The organism is Streptomyces europaeiscabiei (genome assembly GCF_001550375.1).
Lineage (GTDB): Bacteria > Actinomycetota > Actinomycetes > Streptomycetales > Streptomycetaceae > Streptomyces > Streptomyces europaeiscabiei.
This window is the reverse complement of sequence record NZ_LRTR01000908.1, coordinates 1-19,779: the sequence shown is the minus strand read 5'-3', so window position 1 is coordinate 19,779 and position 19,779 is coordinate 1. Positions and strand designations below refer to the sequence as shown.

The following is a 19,779-nucleotide window of genomic DNA, read 5'->3' as shown; positions in this document are numbered from 1 at the left end:
GCGCACGTCGCCGGTGGTGGCCGCCTGAGCCGGGCCGGCGACGAGCAGCGCCGCCAACGCGGCCAGGGCCGCGACCACGGCGGCGAGCACCGCCGACGGTCGTCTGCGGCTGAAACTACGTCCGTGCATAAGGACCTCGTCATCCTTGAGCAAGCGACTCCGGTTCGGCCCGCCAGGGGCTGTCCGGAAGCGGTGTGGTGCGACCCCCTTGTCCGATATGCCGAACAAGGGTCGAAGTATCGAGCAATTGGATGATAAGGATCCGGTGATCAACGTCAATACCTCTCGCACAATTCGCGAGCAGAAACGTTCGCAGGCTGAAACCAGGCGGCTTCAAGTCCCGTGGTTGCAAAGGCCTTTGGCGCGAGGGTTACGTAGCGGTGCGGGCGCGGGCTTGGTGATCAATACGGACCCCGACCAGGTCGCTCACCCGAGCCTCTGGTTCTGCTCGGTGCCCGACCCGCGCTCGCGGCGGGGCCGGTGGCACTCCGACGCCGGTCCGGTCGACGTGTGCCTGCGGCGGTCGTCTGCGGTGCGGGGAGCGTCGAGAACTCGCCGAGCGGGGTGCGAGTGGCCGGGCGAGCGGTTCTGCTCGTCCCGCACCGCAGCGGCGCGGCCGATGAGGGCGCGCTGCCTGGCGACTGCCGCAAGATCCTGGCGATCGTGCGGGAGGCCGACGGCCCGGTGCAGGCCAGGACGGTCGGCGAGCGGCTGGGCCTGGACGCCTCGGTGCGCGGCGAGCTGGAGCCGCTGCGGGCGAAGATGACCGACTGACGTGTGCTCGGCAAGGTCCGCACCGACCCGACGTGGGCGTCCGCCCTGGCCAGGTCCCTGCTCGTCCTCACAAACCGCGACGTTTCCCGGTGACCGACGATCTTCACCGAAGTCATCCACCCACGACCAGCACGAGCATCCCGAACCCCGCACACACCAGACCCGTGACCAGCGACTTCACGATGCACAGTGCTCACTGGTTCCCCGTGCATACCCTCCGCCCTACGGGGCCCGACCGCGCGGGCGGTACATGGGGGCCGTTCCCCCATGTACCGCCGGGGTTCCGCTGGCACCGTAGAACCGGTTCGACGCACCGGCGGTGCGCGGCCAGGTCGATTCACGCAAGCGAGAGGAAGCCCATGGGCAGAAAAGCGTTACTCCGGGTCTTGGTGGTCACGGCGATGGCGGGTTCCGCGGTGACCTTGACCGGAGGACCCGCGAGCGCGGCCACCGGTGTGTTCAAGAGCGGATCCAACGTGGTCGTGAACGCGGCGGCGGGTCGCGCGAACAACATACGGGTCAGTCTGTCGGGGAGCAGCGTCGTCATCCAGGACACTGCCGACACCTTGACCGCGGGCGTCGGCTGCACGCTTCAGGGCAACGGCACTGTGGCCTGCCCGGTCAACCTCAACAACGACACGGTCGTGGTCAACGCCGGGGACGGCAACGACATCATCACCAAGACCGGCAACATCCGAGGGGACATGAGGGGGGAGTCGGGCAACGACGTCATCAACGGCGGTCCCAGCCCGGGCAGCAACATCCTCAACGGCGGCGCGGGCAACGACACCCTGAACGGCGGCGTCACCTTCGACCTCCTCATCGGCGGCACCGGTGCCGACCGGCTCAGCGGCGGGGGCGGCACCACAGACCTCGTCAGCTACCTGGAGAGCGGCTCGGGCGTGGTCGTCGACATCGACAACGCCGCCGACGACGGCATCGGCGGCGAGGGCGACAACGTCCTCACCGACGTGGAGAACGTCTACGGCAGCCAGTTCGGCGACACGCTCACCGGCGGCACCGCGAACGACATCCTGTCCGGCTTCGGGGGCAACGACCTGCTGGTGGGCGGGACGGGGAACGACATCCTCGTCGGCGGCGCCGGCAGCGACACCCACAGCGGCGGGGCCGGCAACGACACCCTCGACGCCGTGGACGGCGTGTTCGGCAACGACTCCCTCAACGGGGGCACGAACACCGACACCTGCACCGCTGACACCAACGACACGAAGAGCGCCTGCGAGGCGTGACGCCCCGCGGCGGGGCCGGGACCGCGCATCAGCGGACCGGCCCCGCACCGCTGACCCGGCACACCCCCCGGCAGTCGCTGGGGAGCGTCGGGGCGAACACCGGCCCCGGCGCCCGCGGCTTCGACCGGTCGTCCGGCTCCCACCGCGGCGGCCACAACCTGCGCCTGTCCGCTCGGCCCACTCCCCTGGTTGTCGCTCGGCGCACAGAGCGGAACCCGCCGATCCGCCCCGGCGACGTCAACGTGCACAATCTAGCCAGGACGTGCAACTGCCGACGGCTGAAACTCGTCCCTTGCTCCCGAGCCGACGCGGCTCACGGAGACCTCGAACACCCAAGATGGGGGACGAACGATGAACGTGACGCCGAGGAAGAGCCGCCGCAGACCGGGCGCCGTCAAGGCAGCTGTGCTGGGCGTATGCGCCGCTGGGGCGCTGGGCCTCACAGGATGCTCCGGTGACGGCGGTACGGGGGCCGACAGCGACGCGAAGTCGACCGCGTCGGCGACCAGCGGCAGCACCGACAAGACCGGGGCACCGGCCGACACGACGGGCAAGAAGCCCGGAGCGAAGGCTTCCACGGACCCGGGCAGCGGGGGCAAGACCCCTGGGGGTGTACCGGCTGCCTCCAAGTCACCGACCCCCACGGCCACGCCCTCAGCGGGTGCCGGCGGCGAAGCCGACGACTGCGACCACAAGATGCCCATCTCCCCCGACGAGATCGCGGTCTACCGCTACACCCCGGAAGGGGGATTCCTCAGCCTGATCGTCAAGCACGGCAACTGGGGATGCGGCACCCCCGACTCGGACGGCGCACCGTTCGAGACGGTCGGCAAAGAGACCTTCATCCCGATGGATCAGGCCGCGGACATCACCGTCACCACCCCCATCGTGGAAAGCACGGAGAATCAGCCCATCGGCGTCCAGGAGTTCCTCGACTGGCTCGAGGCGCACCCGAACTCCGGCCTGGTCTTCACCTACCACCTGGGCAGCGACGGGACCATCGACCGTCTCGACGAGGTCTTCACCCCCTGAGCCTGACACTTGGGTCTGATCCTGTGCTCCGTCACGGAGGCAGAGGAGAGAGTACGGAGGCTGTGGTCGCGGGTCTGGGGAATCGGGGTGCCCTGCGGGACGCGTGCGCGGAAGTGCCATGCTTCCGGGCGGAGTTGTACGTGTATCTGACCGCGCGGGGCGGCGCGCTGTTCGGGTTGTGCGATGTGCTGTCGTGTACGGACGAGGCCGATGCGGACACTGGCCGACCCCCGCAAGGATGCCGCCGCCGGGGGCCACGGACACCGGCCCGCCTACGGCAAGGCGAGTAGGCGTGCCGCCTGCCTGCGTACCTGCGTGACATCATCGCCGAACGCGGCCGGCCGCCCCTGATCTGGACCAGGGCGGACGGTTGCCAGTTCTCCTCGCGGTGGCGGTCACCACCTCTGGCACTCAGGGACGGCTCGCCGCGTCGACGTACGCCCCGGTGACGTCGGTGATGAAGTCGCGGCTGCTGCCAGGGTCGAGAGCCTGGGCCTGGAGGTGGTCGTACATCACGCTGTAGTGCTGCACGTCGGATGGTTTCTCCAGGTAGAGGTCGTTGGTGAAGCGTTCCAGGTGCACCACTGCCTCGGGGCTGTCGGCGAACCTCAGGATGCAGAATCGTCCTGCGAAACCCGGGTGGGCACCCGCCGTGTAGGGGAGGACCTGCACGGTGATGTGGGGCTCCACACCGAGTGTGTTCAGGTGCTCCAGTTGCTCGCGCATGATCTCCTCGCCGCCCACGACACGGCGCAGTGCCGATTCGTCAACGATGACCCACAGACGCAGCGGGCAGGCCGGGTCGTAGATCCGGTGCTGACGGCGTAGCCGCACCTTGAGGCGTGTGGCGGCCTGTTGGGCAGTGAGCAGAGGGATCGTTTCCCCAATGACCGCGTGGGCGTAGGCGGGGGTCTGCAGCAGGTCGGGGATCACCATGGGCTCGTAGGCGTGGACGGTCGCGGCGTCCGCCTCCAGGCCGACATACACGCTCTGGGGAATGTCGCCGTAGACGTGCCACCAGCCCTGCTGTCCGGATTCCCGGGCCATCCGCATGAGCGAGTCGATGACCTGCTGGTCCGTCACTCCGTAGATCGCGCACAGATCGCGTACATCGCGGGGGCTGATGGCGCGGCGGCCGTTCTCCAGGTGACTGATCTTGGGCTGGGAGACCATGAGCCGCTCGGCTGCTTCTGCGCTCTTCAGCCCGCTGGCCTGACGCAGCCGGCGGAGCTCGGCCCCCAGGCGGCGCCTTCTGACGGTGGGATTGCTGTTCGCCACTATGGCGGTCTACCTCCGGCTCCAAGTCATCGTGCTGGAACGCAGATTGTCATGGAGCAGGCATCGTTGATCATGTGCCATGCCGTCGGGTTCCGTTGGGCAGCCGAAGCGGACTGTGTCTTCGTCATTTGCCTCACCACAGGAACCACCAGGCGATCCACCAGGTGCGATCGAACGCAGGCACGAGTGTTTGCTTCACATGTCAGCAAAGGCTCTTGCCTTGCTCGAGCTGAGGCAATTGCCAGTGTAAGAGTCTTTTTCGACTGCCCGACGAACACGACGGTATGGCGCGTGACCGGCAGCCTTTACCCCATGGCAACCTGCGGTCCAGCACAGCGACTTGGAACCGGAGGTACACCGCGCGTGGCGGCGAGATCCAATCCCGCAGGGCCAGGGCACGGTCCCGCTGCCGTGACGATGCCCGTAACAGAGGTGTTGCGGGCGTACCGGTTCACCCTGGACCCCTCCGATCGCGAGCGCGCCGCCCTGTCCCGCTATTCCGGCGCTTGCCGGTGGGCCTACAACTACGCCGTGGCCAAGAAGACCCAAGCCCACCGGGCATGGGCCGACCGCCGGACCGCCTACGTCGAGGCGGGGCTGACCGAAGCCGAGGCCAAGGAACGGATCAAGGCCGACGGCGCCGAGCTCACCGACCGCATCAAGGTGTGGGACCACCACCGCAAGAGCCTCACACTCACCGTCGTCGGCAAGCCTCCGCCGGCCGCGATGCGATCCCCGGCAGGGCAGGAGGCCCTCGTCCGTCGGCTGGCCACCGCCCGCGCGGACGCCGCCGGAACCAGCCGTGAACGCGCACTCCTGGCCGAAGGCCGTGCCATGGTGAACGCGCTCAAGGCCCAGGCGTTCCGTGCCGGTTTCCGCACGCCGACCGCAACCGACACCAGCAACCTGTGGCGGATGGAACGCGATCTGCCCAAGGAGGAGGGCGGCAGCCCGTGGTGGAGCGAGGTCAACGTCTACTGCTTCACCTCCGGCTTCGACCGCGCCCAGGTCGCCTGGAAGTACTGGCAGGACTCGCTCTCCGGCCGTCACGCCGGCCAGCGTCACGGATACCCCCGCTTCAAGAAGAAAGGCCACGCAGAATCGTTTTCTCTCTTCCACGACGTGATGAGGCCGATCATCCGCCTGGAGGGCTACCGGCGCCTGGTGATGCCCGGTCTGGGCAGCATCCGCATCCACGACTCCGGCAAGCGCCTCGCGCGGCTCGTCGACCGCGGGCAGGCTGTCATCCAGTCCGTGACCGTCAGCCGAGGCGGCCACCGCTGGTACGCCTCCGTGCTGGCCAAGGTGCAGCAGGACGTGCCCGTGCTGTGGGAGCACGTCCACGACGACGGCACCCGCACCCCGTACCTGAGCCGCATCCAGGCCGAGAAGGCCTCCGAGAACGGCGGACGCGTCGAGCAGATCGGCCGCCCCACCGCCCGCCAGCGTGCCGGCGGCCTCGTCGGCGTCGACCTCGGCTCCCACCACCTGGCCACCCTGTCCAGCCCTCTCGACCCGGCCGACCCCGCCACCGCCGTCGTACACCTCCCCCGTCTTCTCGCCGACAGTCTGGCCAGGCTCTCGAAGGCCCAGCGCGCGATGTCCCGTTGCCAACAGGGGTCGGGGCGGTGGAGGAAGGCGACCGCCCGGGTCTCCCGCGCCCACCAGCAGGTCAGGGTGCGACGCGCCTCGTTCCTGCACGGCCTGTCCAAGAAGCTGGCCACCGGTTTCACCCACGTGGCGATCGAGGACCCGGACATCACCGCTCTCACCACCTCGACCGAGGGCACGCGCGACAAGCCCCGCAAGAACGCTACGGCCAAGGCCCGCCTCAACCAGCATCTCCTGGACGCCGGCCTGGGCAGCCTGCGCAAGAAGCTCGCATACAAGACCGCCTGGTACGGCTCACAGCTCGTCGTCCTCGACCACGGTGAGCCCGTCACCGCCTCCTGCGCGACGTGCAAGGAGCGAAACCCAAGCTCCGACCCATCGTGCAGCAAGGTCCACTGCCCCTCGTGCGGGGCGGTCGTACACCGACACGTGAACAGCACCGCGAGCATCGTTGACGCGGCGCACAGAAAACTCAAGACGGTCGCCTCCGACAGGGGGGAGACCCAAAACGCTCGCCGAGCCCCTGGAAGTCCCGGAGCCCGCAAGGCTCCCGGGCAAGGGGCGTCGAAGCGAGAAGACACCGGCTGACGCCGGTGCCACCCCCGGGGAGCGATCCCCGGGCGTCCCACAACAGCACCAAGCGACGCGGAAGGGCAGCTACCGCCGAAGGCCCCAGGCCGTTCGGCCGCCGCTCCTACGCGCCTGGGACGGTCCGTGTTCTGGCAGACCAACAGATGCAGCACGACACTTCGGACGAGTGAGTGCCTCCCGCTCACTCCCCGTCGGAGAACGTCCACCACGCACGTCGCACGCCTCGGCGTCGGCCTTCACTCCCTCCATGTCCTCTGCATGGCGAGGCCCCGGCGCCTCTGTTCTCATGGGCCATCTCATGGGCCACCTCGTGGACCACCTCATGGGCCACCTCATGGGCCACCTCATGGGCAAAGGTCCAGAAACAGGTACTCGGCTTGTCGTGCGACCTCGTCTCGACCGGACGCCGGAGGACTACCGGCAGGAGATCCAGCGGCGCCTGGCCCGCTCACGCGACGGGCCGACGATCCAGGGGGTGTGCATCGCCCCGTGCACCAGCACGACGGTCGGATTCATGGGAATGATCGAACGAGGGGTGTCACCCACGTGCCCCCACGCCCTCGTGGACATGTCGCGACCGAGTCGACGGCAGCGGCGCCGACCCGCTCTCCGCCGTTGCCGATGACCTTCGAAAGGCGGGACGTCACCCGGTCCGTCGCCACCGAGTCCTCGCCTCAGCTCTCATGAACTCCACCAGCAGCCCCGAGTCGAACCGTCACCAAACTTGCGACCGTCCGGACGCATTTCTCGCGGGACGAGGCGGGCGATGCCGCGACGGCTGTCCTCTCGCGCCCGACCCGGTTCCAGGACCCTGGTCCGGACCACGCGGTCAAGTTTCGATCTCCTCCGCCCCGACCGGCGACAGAAGTGAGTTACCAGCGGTAAGTTCCCGCTGCCCCTCTCCACTTCACAGGAGTACCGCTTCATGCGCCGTCTTCTCACCTGCCTCGCGGCCGCGGCCCTCACCTGCGGCGGGTTCGTCACGAACGCGTCCCCCGCCGTTGCCGCGGACCCGGCCTCCGGGTCCTTCAGTGCCCTCACCTACAACGTCGCGGGCCTGCCGGAGATCCTCTCCAGCGCGTCCACGCCCCGCGAGTCCAGCACCACGGAGATCGGCCGGCGCATCGCGCCGTACGACATCGTGCACGTGGAGGAGGACTTCAACTACCACGCCCACCTCTATGCCGGCGACGCCGCGCACGCCTACCGCACCCCCACCAGCGGCGGCGCGGCCATCGGCAGTGGGCTGAACACCCTGTCCAAGCTTCCCTACGACATCGACGACTTCGAGCGGGTGCGCTGGAACTCCTGCCAGTTCGACTCCGGCGACTGCCTGACCCCCAAGGGGTTCACCTTCATGCGGGTGCGCCTCGCCGAAGGGGTGTACGCCGACTTCTACAACCTGCACACCAACGCCGGCACGAACGCCGGCGACCTGGCCTCGCGCGCCGACAACCTCAGCCAGCTGACGGCCTTCATCAAGACCCACTCGGCCGGCAACGCCGTCGTGGTCATGGGCGACACCAACACCCGCTACACCCGCAGCGGCGACACCATCGCCGAGTTCGCCGCCACCAACGGGCTCACCGACCCCTGGGTGCGGCTGATCCGCGGCGGCACACCGCCGGTCAAGGGCAGCGATGCCCTGGTCTGCGACCAGACCGGCCCCACGGTGCCCAACACCTGCGAGATCGTCGACAAGGTCCTGTACCGCGGCAGCAAACTCGTGTCGCTCGACGCCACGTCCTACAACAACGAGCACGCCACGTTCCTCACCGACGGCGGGCTCATGCTGTCCGACCACGACCCGGTCGCGGTCGGCTTCTCCTGGTCGCGCGATCCGAATTTCCGGCTCAGCAATCAGTTCGGCGGGCCCCACGGCGACTACTACACCGACATCGACGCCGTACCGGCGGGGGCGCGCCCCGTGACCCTCTCGCTGCGCAGCGGCTCCCGTATCGACGGTGTCGGCCTGACGCTCGGCAACGGCACGGTCCTCACCCACGGCGGCACCGGTGGCACGCTGTCGTCCCTGTCCCTGGGCAGCGGGGAGTACGTCACCTCCGCCCAGCTCTGTCAGGGCCAGAAGAACGGCCACACCCGGATCTTCTCCGCCAAGTTCACGACCAACCTCGGCAGGAGCCTGTCCGGCGGGACCACCACGTCCGACTGCGTGACGCGCACCGTGCCGTCGGGCTGGCAGATCGCCGGGTTCCACGGGCGTGCCGGTGACGAGATCGACAAGCTCGGCTTCGTCTACACACAGCGCTGACATGTTCCCCCAGCACCGAACACGCGGCGACGGCTTCCGGGCCGTCGCCGCTTTGTACGGCCCCCCTGCGAACCCGCCCCACCCGGCATGGACGAATGCCTCCCGGGCGGCGCCTCGGCGGCGCCTTTGTCACTGCTGGCTCTGATACCCCTACGGAAAGAGCCGGGGGCGACCTCGCTGTGGCGGGTGAAGAGCCTGCCGAAGTCGGCGGGTTCGGGGAAGCCGGGGCGACGGGCGATGGTCGCCACCGGCCCCTCGGTGTGCGAGAGCAGGCGCCATCACCGGCAGCCTCGGCTTCGCCTCCCTGTTCGCCCACGTCGCCGGCTTCTCCTGCGGCCGCGGCAGCAAGCCGTGATGCGGCGTCTTCCCCCACCCCGTCACATGGTCACGGCTCCTTACAGGTCCTGGATCCCACGGTCCGTCGCGGAGGCGAAGCCCAGCCAGGTGTGCCTGTTGCCCCACCAGCACCAGCCGACCTTGGGTGCGTTGCGGCGCTCGCTGCCGTCCCGCCCGGTGCCGTTGCTGATCCAGATCGCCGGTGTTCGGGCGTCCAGCGTGCCGTTCTCCTTGCGCAGCCGGGAGCCGATGGTCATGAAACAGCGGTTGCGCTCAAGAACCGCCGGCTGCTGGAGCACCCAGTGGATGCCCTCGGTGAGCAGCAGCGGCGTGCGGTCCTCCTTGGTGAGGGCGGGCAGCGCCTCCTCCGGGCTCCAGTTGGCCATGTGGTCACCGCGATCAGGGCCGGTGACGAGGTAGAGGCGGGCGTCAGGCAGCTCGATGGCGCAGGGGGCGAAGCGGTCGACGTCGGGCATGTCGGTGACGACGAAACCCGGCTTGCCGTCCCGTCGGAGCAGCGGCGCGAGGGCGGAGGCAGGGACAAGGTCCGGGTGAAGCGCGAGCAGGGGGCCGTCGCCGGACTCGGGTGCGTCAGCGGCGTCAGCGGCCTCGGCGAAGGTACGAAGCTCGTCGGCGGGCAGCCCGGCGAGCTCGTGCACACCCAGCTCGATGAGTCGCTCGGCCTGCGCGCTCAGGGTCGGAAGTGCGGGGAGGACTGCGGAGGGTGCGGGCGTGGACTGCGGCACGATGCTCCCAAGGAGTACGACGAGAACGGACTCGAAGGCAACGAGGCAACCCGCCCGAACGTTCCCTCCACCGCTTCGGTTCCGTCCCGCCCTGCGCCGTCCCGCCCGCTTCCGCATTACCCCGCCCACAACTACGCCATGACCTTCAAGGGCTACCTGCAGCCCCACCCCCTGACGGTCGGGCCGCGCGGCGGCGGCTCGGTCAGGCCGAACCGGTCAGGCTGCTCGGCAGAGCACAGCCGGGCCGGCGGGTGCCGCGGCGCGGGCCACCACGGTCGGGTGCACGGGACGGGTGGCGCGGACGGTGATCGCGACCTGCGAGCGGTTCCGTGCGAAAACGACGAGGCGCAGCACCGCGAACCGTGCGCCGCCGGCGAGTGCGGAGGCGGACAGATAGACGACCTGTTCGAGCACCGCACCGGGTGCCGCCACCAGCTCCTGCAGGGCGAGCATCGACACGCAGGTCACGGCGTACGCGGCCGCCGCGGACCCGGCCGACTGAGCGTGCTGGCGCCAGGTCGCACCCCCGCCCGCACCGAAGGTGAAGCGGGCGTGCAGCTCGGTGGCGAGGAGTGTGGAAGCCGCGGTGATCAGGGCGTTGGCCAGGACCCAGGGAATCCAGGAGGCGAGGGCCGCCACCGCGAAGCTGGAGGCGAGCCCCACTCCGCCGCCACAGAGCACGAAGCGGGCGAAGGCGGTGAGCGCGCCGGGTGCCGTCTGCCGCCGGCTCCGCGCTGTCCCCATGAGATGACCCCCTTGAACACGCATCCCGCGAAACATGCGCCTCTCGACCTACAAGAGATCGACACACAGTTTCCTGATGCAGAAACGCTACGTTGCCTTCAAGAATGTGGCAACATCAATATTGCACAGGAATGGAGTATTGGCAGGCAGTGAGCGTCTTTTCATTGCAATGGAGTTGATATCAACGCAACAAACTCTAGCCAGCTCGTTGCAATAATGACAGGTGAACGCTATATCCCCAGGACGCGCTGACCCGGGGCGCAGTCGGCCCGCAGTTCGGCGAGGTCGGCGGCGGGCAGGCTTCGGGCGGAGCCGCGCCGACTGTGGTCGAGCAGGGCGGACGAGGTGTGCAACCACTGGGGCAGGGGAACCACGCCGACAAAGTCCGCCAGGCGGGTCAGTTCTTCGGCGGGGTGGTCCAGCAGGTCCTCGTAGGCGAGGGTGGTGCGCTGGTCGGCGGGGAGCCGGGTGAGGAACTCCGTTGCCTCGGTGACGAGTTCGGACCACAGGGCACCGAAGGTCCGCAGCGGGATGCGCCGGTCGCGCACGAGCGCGGGGTCGAAGCGTTCGTCGAGCAGGGGCGCCAGGTCCGGGGGCAGCGCGCGCACATGCTCGGGGGTCAGGGCGGCGAAGCTGTCGACACCGGAGCGGGTCTTGATCTCGCGAAGCAGAGAGATCACGCGGTAGCCGGGATGACGGCTCATGGACAGGGCACAGTCCGGGCCGTCGCGGAACATGTGCACGAACTTCGCGTCCGGGAAGACCTCCCGCAGTCCCCGCACCCAGCCGGTCGAGTAGCCGGAGCGCTCCACGACGGCGGTGCGTCCGAACCGGGCGCAGAGCAGGCCGAAGAGGGCCCGGTGATGCTCGGCCGCGGTGCGCTCCGGCCACCGGACCACCGCCGCGCCGAGTGCGTCGAGGAGCCCGTCCGGGTCGTCGGTGAGGTGCGGCAGCACCATCAGGGACAGCGCGGGAATGCCCTCGGTGCGCGCCGAGTACCGGCCGGGGCGGCGGGTGTGGAGGAACTCAGGCAGCGGCAGCCCGCTGCGGATCATCTGCTCGAAGTGCGGCGCGGGCCGGAAGAGCGCCTGCCAGAACTCCTCGCCGCCCACCTGCCCTTCGGGGAAGGTCGCGTCGCCCACCGAGGCCATGTACTCGTTCAGGCTCAGCACGTCCGGGTGGGCGTTGAGGATGCGTGACAGCGCCGTCGAGCCGCTGCGCCCCGTACCGAAGACGAAGGTCAGAGAACGCATGATTCCCCCTTTTTCACAACCTGTGACCGGTGCCGCCCCTGGGGGCGCTCACCGTTGCGTTCACCGCGCGCACGGTCCAACCCTGCCCGATCCACTCTGCCCGATCCGACACCCTGCCCACCCGGCCGCACAAGCATGTTCACACACCGAGCGGCGGAGACACGGTGACGGGACCCGTCGCCTCCGCGATGGTCCTGGGTGTCCGGTGGCGCAGCGTCACGGGTGCCCCGCTGAAGACCAGGCGGGTCCCTCTCGTGCAGCTGCCGAAGTCTGAGGGTCGTACAGGACGGCGGCACCACGGCGGAGCCCGTGGGCCATGAACATCGCCGCATGACAGGCGAGTTGGCGATTTCATGGGTGCGCTCCCGACCAATTATGATCTTGGTCATGACTGTGCAGAACTCTGACAAGACACTTTCCCGCAAGCAGCGACTTCAGGAGAAGCAGCGCCGCCAGTTGGCGGTCGTCGACACCGTGGACAAGGCCGAGGTCAAGGTCCGCAAGGCGGAGGCCGAGCTGGCCGTGGCTGTCACCGAAGCCGTGCAGATGTTCGGTGACGAGCAGTCCGCGTCCGAAGCGCTCGACATGTCGGCCGAGGCGATCCGGCGTTTCCTTCGCATGGCGCAGGACGAAGCGGCCGGCACCGGTCATGTCGCCGAGGTGGCCGAAGGCGCCGAATCGGCCGCCGCATCCTGAGTTCGGCGTCGGGCGCGGCCGCCGCCTGCGGGGTGACGTCGTCCTGAACGCGCGACGGGTCGGGCGACGACTGTTCCGGCCGGTCCCGCAGGCAGGCACCGGCTCCCGCGCCCGCTCAGGCAGCTGCCAGGAGCCGATGGACATGGGCGAGCCGCGGCCCGAGGCCCGTCCGTACCCGAACCGGGCGTTTCCCCGCGACGCGAGGGGAACGGGAGCGGCACAATGACGCCACGTCACGCCGCAGCGGGCCTCAACTGCCCGCAGCCATCGCATTCCTGGGCGTGCGAGGAAAGGAAGACGTGAGCGAGATCCAGGCCGACGACGACACCCCGCTCGAGCGCCCCGACACCGGCACGGCGCACAACGCCCGCGTCTGGAACTACTGGCAGGGCGGCACGGACAACTACGAGGTCGACCGCCAGGTCGGTGATCACGTCGCAGGCCTGATTCCCGTCATCCGTGACATCGCGTCCGCCGACCGGCAGTTCCTCACCCGCGCCGTGCGCCACCTGGCCGAGGAGCACGGGATACGCCAGTTCCTCGACATCGGCACCGGCCTGCCCGCCCTGGAGAACACCCACGAGATAGCCCAGCGCATCGCGCCCGCGTCGAGGATCGTGTACGTCGACAACGACCCCGTGGTTCTCGCGTACGCCCGGACCCGGCTGACCAGCACCGAGGACGGCGCCGCCGCCTACATCGACGCCGACGCGCACGACCCGGACACCATCCTGCGCATCGCCGGCCGGACGCTCGACTTCACCGAGCCCGTCGCCCTGATGCTGCTCGGCATTCTCAACTTCGTCCTCGACGACACCGAGGCACAGACCATCACGCGCCGGCTCCTGGAGCCGCTCGCCCCCGGCAGCTTCCTGGTGCTGACCCATCCCACGACCGAGCCCGAACTCGGCGGCGACCTCCAACTGGAGGCGATGGAGTTCTGGAACGCCAACGCCAAGCCGCCGGTCACGGCTCGCAGCGTCAAGGACGTCAGCCAGTACTTCGACGGCCTGACACTCCTGGAACCGGGCCTGGTCCCGTGCTCCCTGTGGCGCCCTGATCCCGGCGACGAGCCCACGGTCGTACCGCAGTTGGGCGCTGTGGCGCAGAAGCACTGACGGCACGGGGCGGTCCCGTGGGGGCAGGGCCGGGCGAGCCGGGGCGCGGAGTTCGGCGTTGGGGTGTTGGGGCGTGGAGTGCCCCGGGCCGGCCAGTGCGGGTTGTCGTCCAGCCCGCAGCCGAGCCCACGGTCGAGGCCGGGGTCACCAGTCGTCCGCCGAGGTGCCCCGGCAGCCGTGCGTCGCGACAAGGGCGGCCGGAGTGTCGATGGCCTGGCCGGTGCCGAGGGCGCGTGGGTGTCCCGTGTCAGCGCTCACGAGGTCGCCCGCCGGTCGGGCGGGGCTCACGAGATCGCCCCGCCGGTCGGGCGGGAGCGGGCCCCGTGGTGTGGCGTCGGGTTCGGGTGCGTCCCCATGCCGTGGCGGAGACGGCGAGGACGGAGAGGAGAACGAGGGCGGTGGCCGGGCCGAGTACGGTCCAGGGGGCGAGTTCCACGTAGGGCTGGTTCTCCGAGAGCAGGCGGCCCCACTCCGGGGTGGGCGGCTGTTCACCCAGGCCGAGGAAGCCGAGGGAGGCCAGGACGAGGACCGTGGTGGGCAGTCGCAGCAGGGCGTTGCGCACCAACGCGGGCAGGACCGCGGGCAGCAGGTGGTGGCGCAGGAGGTAGGAGGGGCCCGCGCCGAAGGAGACCGACGCGAGCAGGTGGCCACTGGCCCGTTCCTGTTCGAGCAGGGCGGCGGCCTGGGCGGCGTACGGGGTCCAGGCCACCACGCACACCGCGCACGCGGCGCCCCAGACCGACGGTCCGGTCACCGCTGTCGTGAGCAGTCCGGCGAGGACGGCCGGCAGCGTCGACACCACCTCGGTCAGACCCGCCCCCAGCCGTGCGGCCGTACCGATGACAAGTCCGGCGAAGGCGCTGACCACGGTCACCGCGAGGGCCGCGCCCACCGTGCGCAGGGCTCCGTGACCCAGCCGGGCCAGCAGGTCGCGGCCGAGCGAGTCGGTGCCGAGGGGATGCGCGAAGGAGGGCGGCAGCAGCCGGGCCGTCGTCTCCACGTGCAAGGGGTCGCGCAGGAGGCCGGACACGACCAGGGCGAGCAGGGCGACGGCGCAGCATCCGATGACCCAGGGCAGCGACCGTGTCCGTACGAGCGTGGGCGGGTGCAGGGCGGGCAGCGCGCCGTCCCGCAGGGCCGGTCCGAGCAGAGCGTGCCGCACCGCCTGGATGAGAAAGCCGGCGCAGACGCCGAGCAGGACCAGGGCCAGCGTCGCGGTCTGCAGTGGCGGCATGTCCTGGGCGATCGCCGCGTCCAGCGCGAGACGGCCGAGGCCCGGGATGTTGAAGATCTTCTCCACCGCGACCGCACCGCCGACCAGGGCGACGACGGTCGGCAGGAGCTGCGGGAGCACCCCGGCCAGGGCGCGGCGCAGCGCGGTGCGCGCGATACGGCGGCCCGGGTATCCGTAGGCGCGCCAGGTCCGTGCCCACGGCTCGTTGAAGGCGGCGGGCAGGGACTGGTCGAGGAGACCGCCGATCATCGCCCCGGAGGGCACACCGAGGGCGAGGGCGGGCAGCACCATCGACTGCGGCCCCTCCCAGCCCTGCGAGGGGAACCAGCCCAGCCACACCCCGAACACCGTCGCCAGCAGTGAGGCGAGCAGGAACTTGGGCAACGCGGCGAGGACGGCGGCCACGGTGCCCGCCCGTTTCCGCCGCAGCCTTCGCCGGGAGCCGAGGTGGAGCGTGCGGGCGCAGACGAGCGCGGCCACCGCGGTGGTGACCGCCAGCGCGCCCAGCATGAGCGTGACGGAGACCGCGAGGGCGGTCGTCACCTGGGGCAGCACCGGTTCGCCCGACACCCAGGAGGTGCCCGCGTCGCCGCGCACCAGACCGCCCAGCCATCGCGTGAAGTGGGCGAACGGCCCTTCCTCCAGGCCCAGTTGCTGGCGTACGGCGGTCAGCTGGGCCGGGGTCGGGTCCTGGTCGGCGGAGCGGGCACGCAGGACGGTCAGGGCGGGGTCGACACCGGACAGCCAGGGCAGGAAGGCGACGGCCGCCAGCAGCGCGGTTCCCGCGGCGACGCGGCCGGCCCCCGCGTGCCACCGGGTCGGGCCGCCCTGGGCGCCGACTGACGACGTGGTGCTCATCGGCGGTTACTTCAGGCGGGTGTCGACGTCGACGAGGGAGCGCTCCCGGGGGTCGAGGAGGACACCCTCGACCTCGTCGGAGATGCCCTGCACGACCTTCTCGTGGACCAGCGGGACGACGGCGTCGGTGCGCAGGATCTCCACCTCGGCCTGCATGATCTTCTTCTGCCGCTCGGCCGTGTCGCCCTCCCCGGCGGCGGACTTGATGGCCTCGTCGACCTTCTCGTCCTTCAGGCCCGCGATGTTGTAGACGCCGTCACCGGTGTAGTCGCTGGCGAGGTAGGCCACCGCGTCGCCGGTGTCGAGGAGTGTGACCCGGGAGAAGACGAGGGCGTCGTACCTGCCCGCGAGGAGGTCGGCCTCCATCTGCGTGTACTCGCGTACGTCCTGCTTCACGGTGAACCCGGCCTTCTCCAGCTGCTGCTGGAGGACCGTCGCGGCCTCGGGAAGTTCGGCGCGGTTGGTGTACGTGGCCAGGCGCAGGGTCTTGCCCTTCGTCTCCGCCTTCACCTGCGCGGTGGTCACGGCCTTGGCCCGGCCGGTCACCTCGACGCGCCGGTCGGCGGCCCAGGAGACGGCCGGCCCGAACAGACCCTGCGCGGGGTCGGCGTATCCGCCGAAGACGGAGTCGACGAGGACGCCTCCGTCCACGCCCTCACGGGCGGCGGCACGCAGGGCCGCGTCGGTGAAGATGCCGCTGCCGGTGTTGAGGATCAGGCTGTCGGTGCGCACGGAGGGCACTTCGTGGCGGGTGTTCTCGTCGAGGAGTTTCGCCTGGGCGGTGGGGATCCATTCGGCGATGTCGACGTCGCCGCCGCGCAGGGCGTTGGCGCGGGCGGTGCCGTCGGCGATCCAGCTGACGTCGATGCCGGACGCCTTGGCCTTGCCGCCCCAGTAGCCGTCGTAGCGGTCGAGGGCGGCCTTGGTCTTTCCGGTCAGCTTGGTGATCGCGAAGGGGCCGGTGCCGGTGCCGACGGGGCTGACGGTGCCGTCGGTGGCGTACGCCTTCTCGGAGAGGATGCCGAGGGCGGGGCTGGCGAGGCGCAGCGGGAGGACCGGATCGGCGGTCTTGGTGCTGATGGTGACGGTGTCGGCGTCGTCGGCCTCGGCGGTCAGCGTCACGTCGCTCAGCACGCGCGGCTTGGTCTCGGCCTCGTTCGCGTGGTCGAGCGCGTTGACGACCGACTCGGCAGTGACGTCGGTGCCGTCCTGGAAGGTGGCCTTGCGCAGCTCGAAGGTCCAGGTCGTGGCGTTCTTCCTTGTCCAGGACCTCGCCAGGGCGGGTGCGGCGGCGCCGTCCTCGTCCAGAGCGGTGAGTCCCTCGGCCACCGAGAGCTTGCTGAGCACGGTGGCGTCATTGCTGTACGGCGACAGGGCCTGCACCGGCGGCACGGCGAGGGCTATCCGCAGGCGGCCGGCCGCTCCCGACCCACCGCTCGCACCTGAGCCGTCCTCGCCGGAGGCGAAGCAACCGGCGAGCATCGGCGTGAGGGCGAGAGCCGCCAGGAGGCGGCGGGGAGTGGTGCGCATGGTCGGTCCTGTCTTGCGGCGGGCAGATCGCGCCCCCGGTGTGCGGCAGCGACATCCGGGGGCTCGACTACACAATATAAGGCGAGCCTTACCAAACTTTCACCGGGTACTTGAGGCCTCAACCTTGCGACACCGTGCCCCGTCCGGGTCCGTGCCCCGTCCGGGTCCGGGTCCGGGTCCGGGTCCGGGTCCGGGTCCGGGTCCGGGTCCGGGTCCGGGTCCGGGCCGTCCGAGCAAAACGGCCGGGCACAGGCGACCACGGAGTACCGGACCGTTTCGCCCCAGGTGGGCGCGACGTCAGATCCCGTGTTCCCGGCGCCGGTCGGTGTAGGTCGTTGCGGGTCGGTGCAGGTCGGTGCGGGTCGGCTCCCAGAAGCCCGCCGAGGTCAGGTGGTCGGTCGACGTGCTGTCAGGTGGCCGGTCGACGTGCGGTCGGTGGCCGTTCCGTGGGCGAGGAGACGGTCCACACCGCACAGGCGGAGCCCGATCGGCGGCCTGCCCCAGCGGTCGGTGTCGCAGTCCGTCGCCGGACGCGGACGGGTCGATGCGCGGATTGCCGGCGCCGGCGACACGGAGACGCCGGGGTCGGGGGTACGGCGGCCACGGTGCCGGGCTCCAGCGGGTTCCGCCCCGATACGGTCCGCGGACCCGTCAGGTGAACCGGCCGAGGTGGTGCGGAGAGGTGCCGTGCGCGTTGGCGACCGCGTCGGGAGCGTAGGGAACCCCGTTGCGCGCGGGCCTTCAGCCCCCGACCGGCGGCGGCACGTTGAGCGCACGGCCGAGGGCCGAGGTAAGGGGGGCGGCGTAGTCGGGCAGGTGCAGGGCGGCCCAGGCGGCAGTCAGTTGGAGGAAGGCGTTCAGGTCGCGCTCCGCACCGGCGAGCAGGCGGCGCAGGTCCGTGACGGGTAGCTCGATCACCGCGCTGTTGTCGTGCTCGACATCGAGGGTCAACCGGACGATTTCGCCGTGCCGTTCGACGAGCGATGAGGGGTCGTGGCCGAAGGAGGCACAGCCCTTGCCGTCGACGACGTCGAGCCAGTCGCCTCTCTCGTTGAGGCTGGTGCAGCAGCCCGGCAGCAGCGTGGTGCCGGTTGCGGTGTCAGTGATCCGCAGACCACCGGATGACAGGAGGTCGTCCATCGTGAGCAGTCCGTGCAGAAAGCCCCCGAGCGGGTCGGCGGGCCGCGGTGCGCGGCCGTCGTCCTCGGGATCGAGGTTGTTGTAATCGGCGATGCTCATCACCGCTGTGCCGACCTCGGCGGGATCGAGTGAGCCATGGAGCGCCATGAAGCCGTACGGCTCGCACTCGGCGACGGGCCAGAGGGTGAAGCCGTCGGAGGCGCAGAGCTCCAGGACGGGCTGCAGAACGATCACCCGGGAAGTGTGCAGCACACCTGCTCGCTCTGCACCACAATTACCACGACATTCTCTCGCCCCGGTGGCCGAGAAGCTGCCCCCGCATGTCGTTACGCACCGCCCCCACGGCGAGGAGAGGTGGAGAAGGGCGGGAGCGGGGCCGTCGAGTCCTCCGAACCCCTGGTTCAGGGGGACGATGTTCGGTGTCCTCTTCGGAGGGCTGACCGCGGTGGTGTCCGTTGCCACCATCGGGAGGGCCCGGGCGGCTTGTGACGTCGGCAGCGGTGCCGCCGACGGCATGACGTTGCTCCTCCTCGCCCCACTCGTGTGGATCGCCGCCGCGATCCCGTGGACGATCCTGCACGGCGCCCTCGGACGACGTCATCGGGGGGCGGCACTGGCCGCGGGGGTTCGTCTTCACCCTGTGGTTCACCTGGTTCCTCGTGACATGGCTCGGCATGCCGGACTCCTACCCCGACCCCTTGTGCCCGGGGAACGTCCCGCCCTGGTGGCCGGGTTTCGTCCCGGCATGACCCCGCGGCACACCTCGTGGGCGGCCTCACCTTCCGTTCCGAGGAACTGCCGCACGGCGACGCACCACCTACACCTCGGACGCCTTCCCCGGCGTGCCGCTCCGCACCCGCCCCGCACCGCCGATCGCTGATCGCTGATCGCTGATCGACCGGATCACCGTGGCGCCGTATGAGCGGGGGATGCGCCGAGGTGAACGGCGAGCGCCCGGTCCGTCACGGTCGACGGGCCGGGCGCTTCACCGCGTCCCGCCTGCCGAGATCATCGATCCCGGCAGGCCGCCCGCGCCCCGCGACTGTCCGGTGCTCGACCTCGACAAGATCGTCCGGTCCAGGGAAGCGATCGCGGCCGACCCAGGAGGGTCAAGGACCGGCTCGGACCGTGACGACGAGCGCGGCGGCGGAGCGCCGGTTCTCCGCCGACGCCCTTGACCGGACCCCCGACCTCTTGGACGATGTTGCGTATCGCTCGACAAGTTGCTCAATACGCACCGCCGGCTGAGAAGACGAGGTCGTACGCATGTCGCTTCTGAACACGCCCCTGCACGAGCTGGACCCGGAGGTCGCCGC

At 70.2% G+C, this 19,779-nt stretch carries 14 protein-coding genes; 7 read left to right on the top strand and 7 right to left on the bottom strand.

Going from position 1 to position 19,779, the window contains the following annotated elements; translation table 11 throughout:
* Positions 1-510 precede the first annotated feature (510 nt).
* The 3 genes from AWZ10_RS45790 (at position 511) to AWZ10_RS45780 (ending at position 3,056) form a co-directional block, all read left to right on the top strand.
* On the top strand, positions 511-774 hold the full coding sequence (locus tag AWZ10_RS45790) for a hypothetical protein (RefSeq protein ID WP_244172789.1): 264 nt from the start codon (positions 511-513) through the stop codon (positions 772-774).
* A gap of 416 nt (positions 775-1,190) precedes the next feature.
* Positions 1,191-2,024, top strand: coding sequence for a calcium-binding protein (locus AWZ10_RS55435; RefSeq protein ID WP_276145773.1), 834 nt, complete (start codon positions 1,191-1,193; stop codon positions 2,022-2,024).
* 351 nt (positions 2,025-2,375) lie between these two features.
* On the top strand, positions 2,376-3,056 hold the full coding sequence (locus tag AWZ10_RS45780) for a lipoprotein (RefSeq protein WP_046702537.1): 681 nt from the start codon (positions 2,376-2,378) through the stop codon (positions 3,054-3,056).
* Between the two features lie 411 nt (positions 3,057-3,467).
* On the opposite strand, the gene AWZ10_RS45775 is transcribed toward AWZ10_RS45780, so the two are convergent.
* Positions 3,468-4,337 carry a helix-turn-helix domain-containing protein gene (locus tag AWZ10_RS45775; RefSeq protein WP_046702536.1) on the bottom strand — a complete coding sequence of 290 codons (870 nt, stop codon included), beginning with the start codon at positions 4,335-4,337 and terminating at the stop codon, positions 3,468-3,470.
* A 414-nt stretch (positions 4,338-4,751) separates the two neighbouring features.
* Between AWZ10_RS45775 and AWZ10_RS45770 the strand changes: the two genes are divergently transcribed.
* Both AWZ10_RS45770 and AWZ10_RS45765 read left to right on the top strand, forming a co-directional pair.
* The gene (locus tag AWZ10_RS45770) at positions 4,752-6,533 is read left to right on the top strand and encodes a transposase (protein WP_244172790.1); all 1,782 of its coding nucleotides are present in this window, start codon (positions 4,752-4,754) and stop codon (positions 6,531-6,533) included.
* A 928-nt stretch (positions 6,534-7,461) separates the two neighbouring features.
* Positions 7,462-8,808, top strand: coding sequence for a jacalin-like lectin (locus tag AWZ10_RS45765; protein WP_060894195.1), 1,347 nt, complete (start codon positions 7,462-7,464; stop codon positions 8,806-8,808).
* Positions 8,809-9,203: 395 nt separating this feature from the next.
* Here AWZ10_RS45765 and AWZ10_RS45760 read toward each other — a convergent pair whose 3' ends face one another.
* The 3 genes from AWZ10_RS45760 to AWZ10_RS45750 all read right to left on the bottom strand — a co-directional run bounded on the left by AWZ10_RS45760 (position 9,204) and on the right by AWZ10_RS45750 (position 11,887).
* Entirely contained in the window at positions 9,204-9,890 is a 687-nt protein-coding gene (locus AWZ10_RS45760; RefSeq protein ID WP_060894194.1) for a DUF5701 family protein, read from the bottom strand.
* Positions 9,891-10,106: 216 nt separating this feature from the next.
* On the bottom strand, positions 10,107-10,634 hold the full coding sequence (locus tag AWZ10_RS45755; RefSeq protein WP_060894193.1) for a hypothetical protein: 528 nt from the start codon (positions 10,632-10,634) through the stop codon (positions 10,107-10,109).
* Positions 10,635-10,864: 230 nt separating this feature from the next.
* Positions 10,865-11,887 carry a sulfotransferase family protein gene (locus tag AWZ10_RS45750; protein ID WP_060894192.1) on the bottom strand — a complete coding sequence of 341 codons (1,023 nt, stop codon included), beginning with the start codon at positions 11,885-11,887 and terminating at the stop codon, positions 10,865-10,867.
* A gap of 330 nt (positions 11,888-12,217) precedes the next feature.
* On the opposite strand from AWZ10_RS45750, the gene AWZ10_RS45745 reads away from it, so the two are divergent.
* Positions 12,218-12,583, top strand: a complete 366-nt coding sequence (locus tag AWZ10_RS45745; RefSeq protein WP_240439527.1) for a hypothetical protein — start codon at positions 12,218-12,220, stop codon at positions 12,581-12,583.
* Between the two features lie 308 nt (positions 12,584-12,891).
* Entirely contained in the window at positions 12,892-13,701 is an 810-nt protein-coding gene (locus tag AWZ10_RS45740; protein ID WP_060894200.1) for an SAM-dependent methyltransferase, read from the top strand.
* A 247-nt stretch (positions 13,702-13,948) separates the two neighbouring features.
* On the opposite strand, the gene AWZ10_RS45735 is transcribed toward AWZ10_RS45740, so the two are convergent.
* The 3 genes from AWZ10_RS45735 to AWZ10_RS45725 form a co-directional block, all read right to left on the bottom strand.
* On the bottom strand, positions 13,949-15,793 hold the full coding sequence (locus tag AWZ10_RS45735) for an ABC transporter permease subunit (protein ID WP_079104722.1): 1,845 nt from the start codon (positions 15,791-15,793) through the stop codon (positions 13,949-13,951).
* A gap of 6 nt (positions 15,794-15,799) precedes the next feature.
* Positions 15,800-17,323: an ABC transporter substrate-binding protein gene (locus tag AWZ10_RS45730; RefSeq protein ID WP_060894191.1), complete on the bottom strand. Its 1,524-nt coding sequence runs from the start codon at positions 17,321-17,323 to the stop codon at positions 15,800-15,802.
* A gap of 741 nt (positions 17,324-18,064) precedes the next feature.
* Positions 18,065-18,697 carry a hypothetical protein gene (locus AWZ10_RS45725; protein WP_060894199.1) on the bottom strand — a complete coding sequence of 211 codons (633 nt, stop codon included), beginning with the start codon at positions 18,695-18,697 and terminating at the stop codon, positions 18,065-18,067.
* Between the last annotated feature and the right edge of the window lie 1,082 nt (positions 18,698-19,779).

Coding starts and splice junctions, on each gene's coding strand:
- AWZ10_RS45765 (WP_060894195.1), top strand. CDS start 7,462: ATGCGCCGTCTTCTCACCTGCCTCGCGGCCGCGGCCCTCACCTGCGGC.
- AWZ10_RS45735 (WP_079104722.1), bottom strand. CDS start 15,793: ATGAGCACCACGTCGTCAGTCGGCGCCCAGGGCGGCCCGACCCGGTGG.
- AWZ10_RS45745 (WP_240439527.1), top strand. CDS start 12,218: ATGACAGGCGAGTTGGCGATTTCATGGGTGCGCTCCCGACCAATTATG.
- AWZ10_RS45780 (WP_046702537.1), top strand. CDS start 2,376: ATGAACGTGACGCCGAGGAAGAGCCGCCGCAGACCGGGCGCCGTCAAG.
- AWZ10_RS45750 (WP_060894192.1), bottom strand. CDS start 11,887: ATGCGTTCTCTGACCTTCGTCTTCGGTACGGGGCGCAGCGGCTCGACG.
- AWZ10_RS45770 (WP_244172790.1), top strand. CDS start 4,752: ATGCCCGTAACAGAGGTGTTGCGGGCGTACCGGTTCACCCTGGACCCC.
- AWZ10_RS45755 (WP_060894193.1), bottom strand. CDS start 10,634: ATGGGGACAGCGCGGAGCCGGCGGCAGACGGCACCCGGCGCGCTCACC.
- AWZ10_RS45730 (WP_060894191.1), bottom strand. CDS start 17,323: ATGCGCACCACTCCCCGCCGCCTCCTGGCGGCTCTCGCCCTCACGCCG.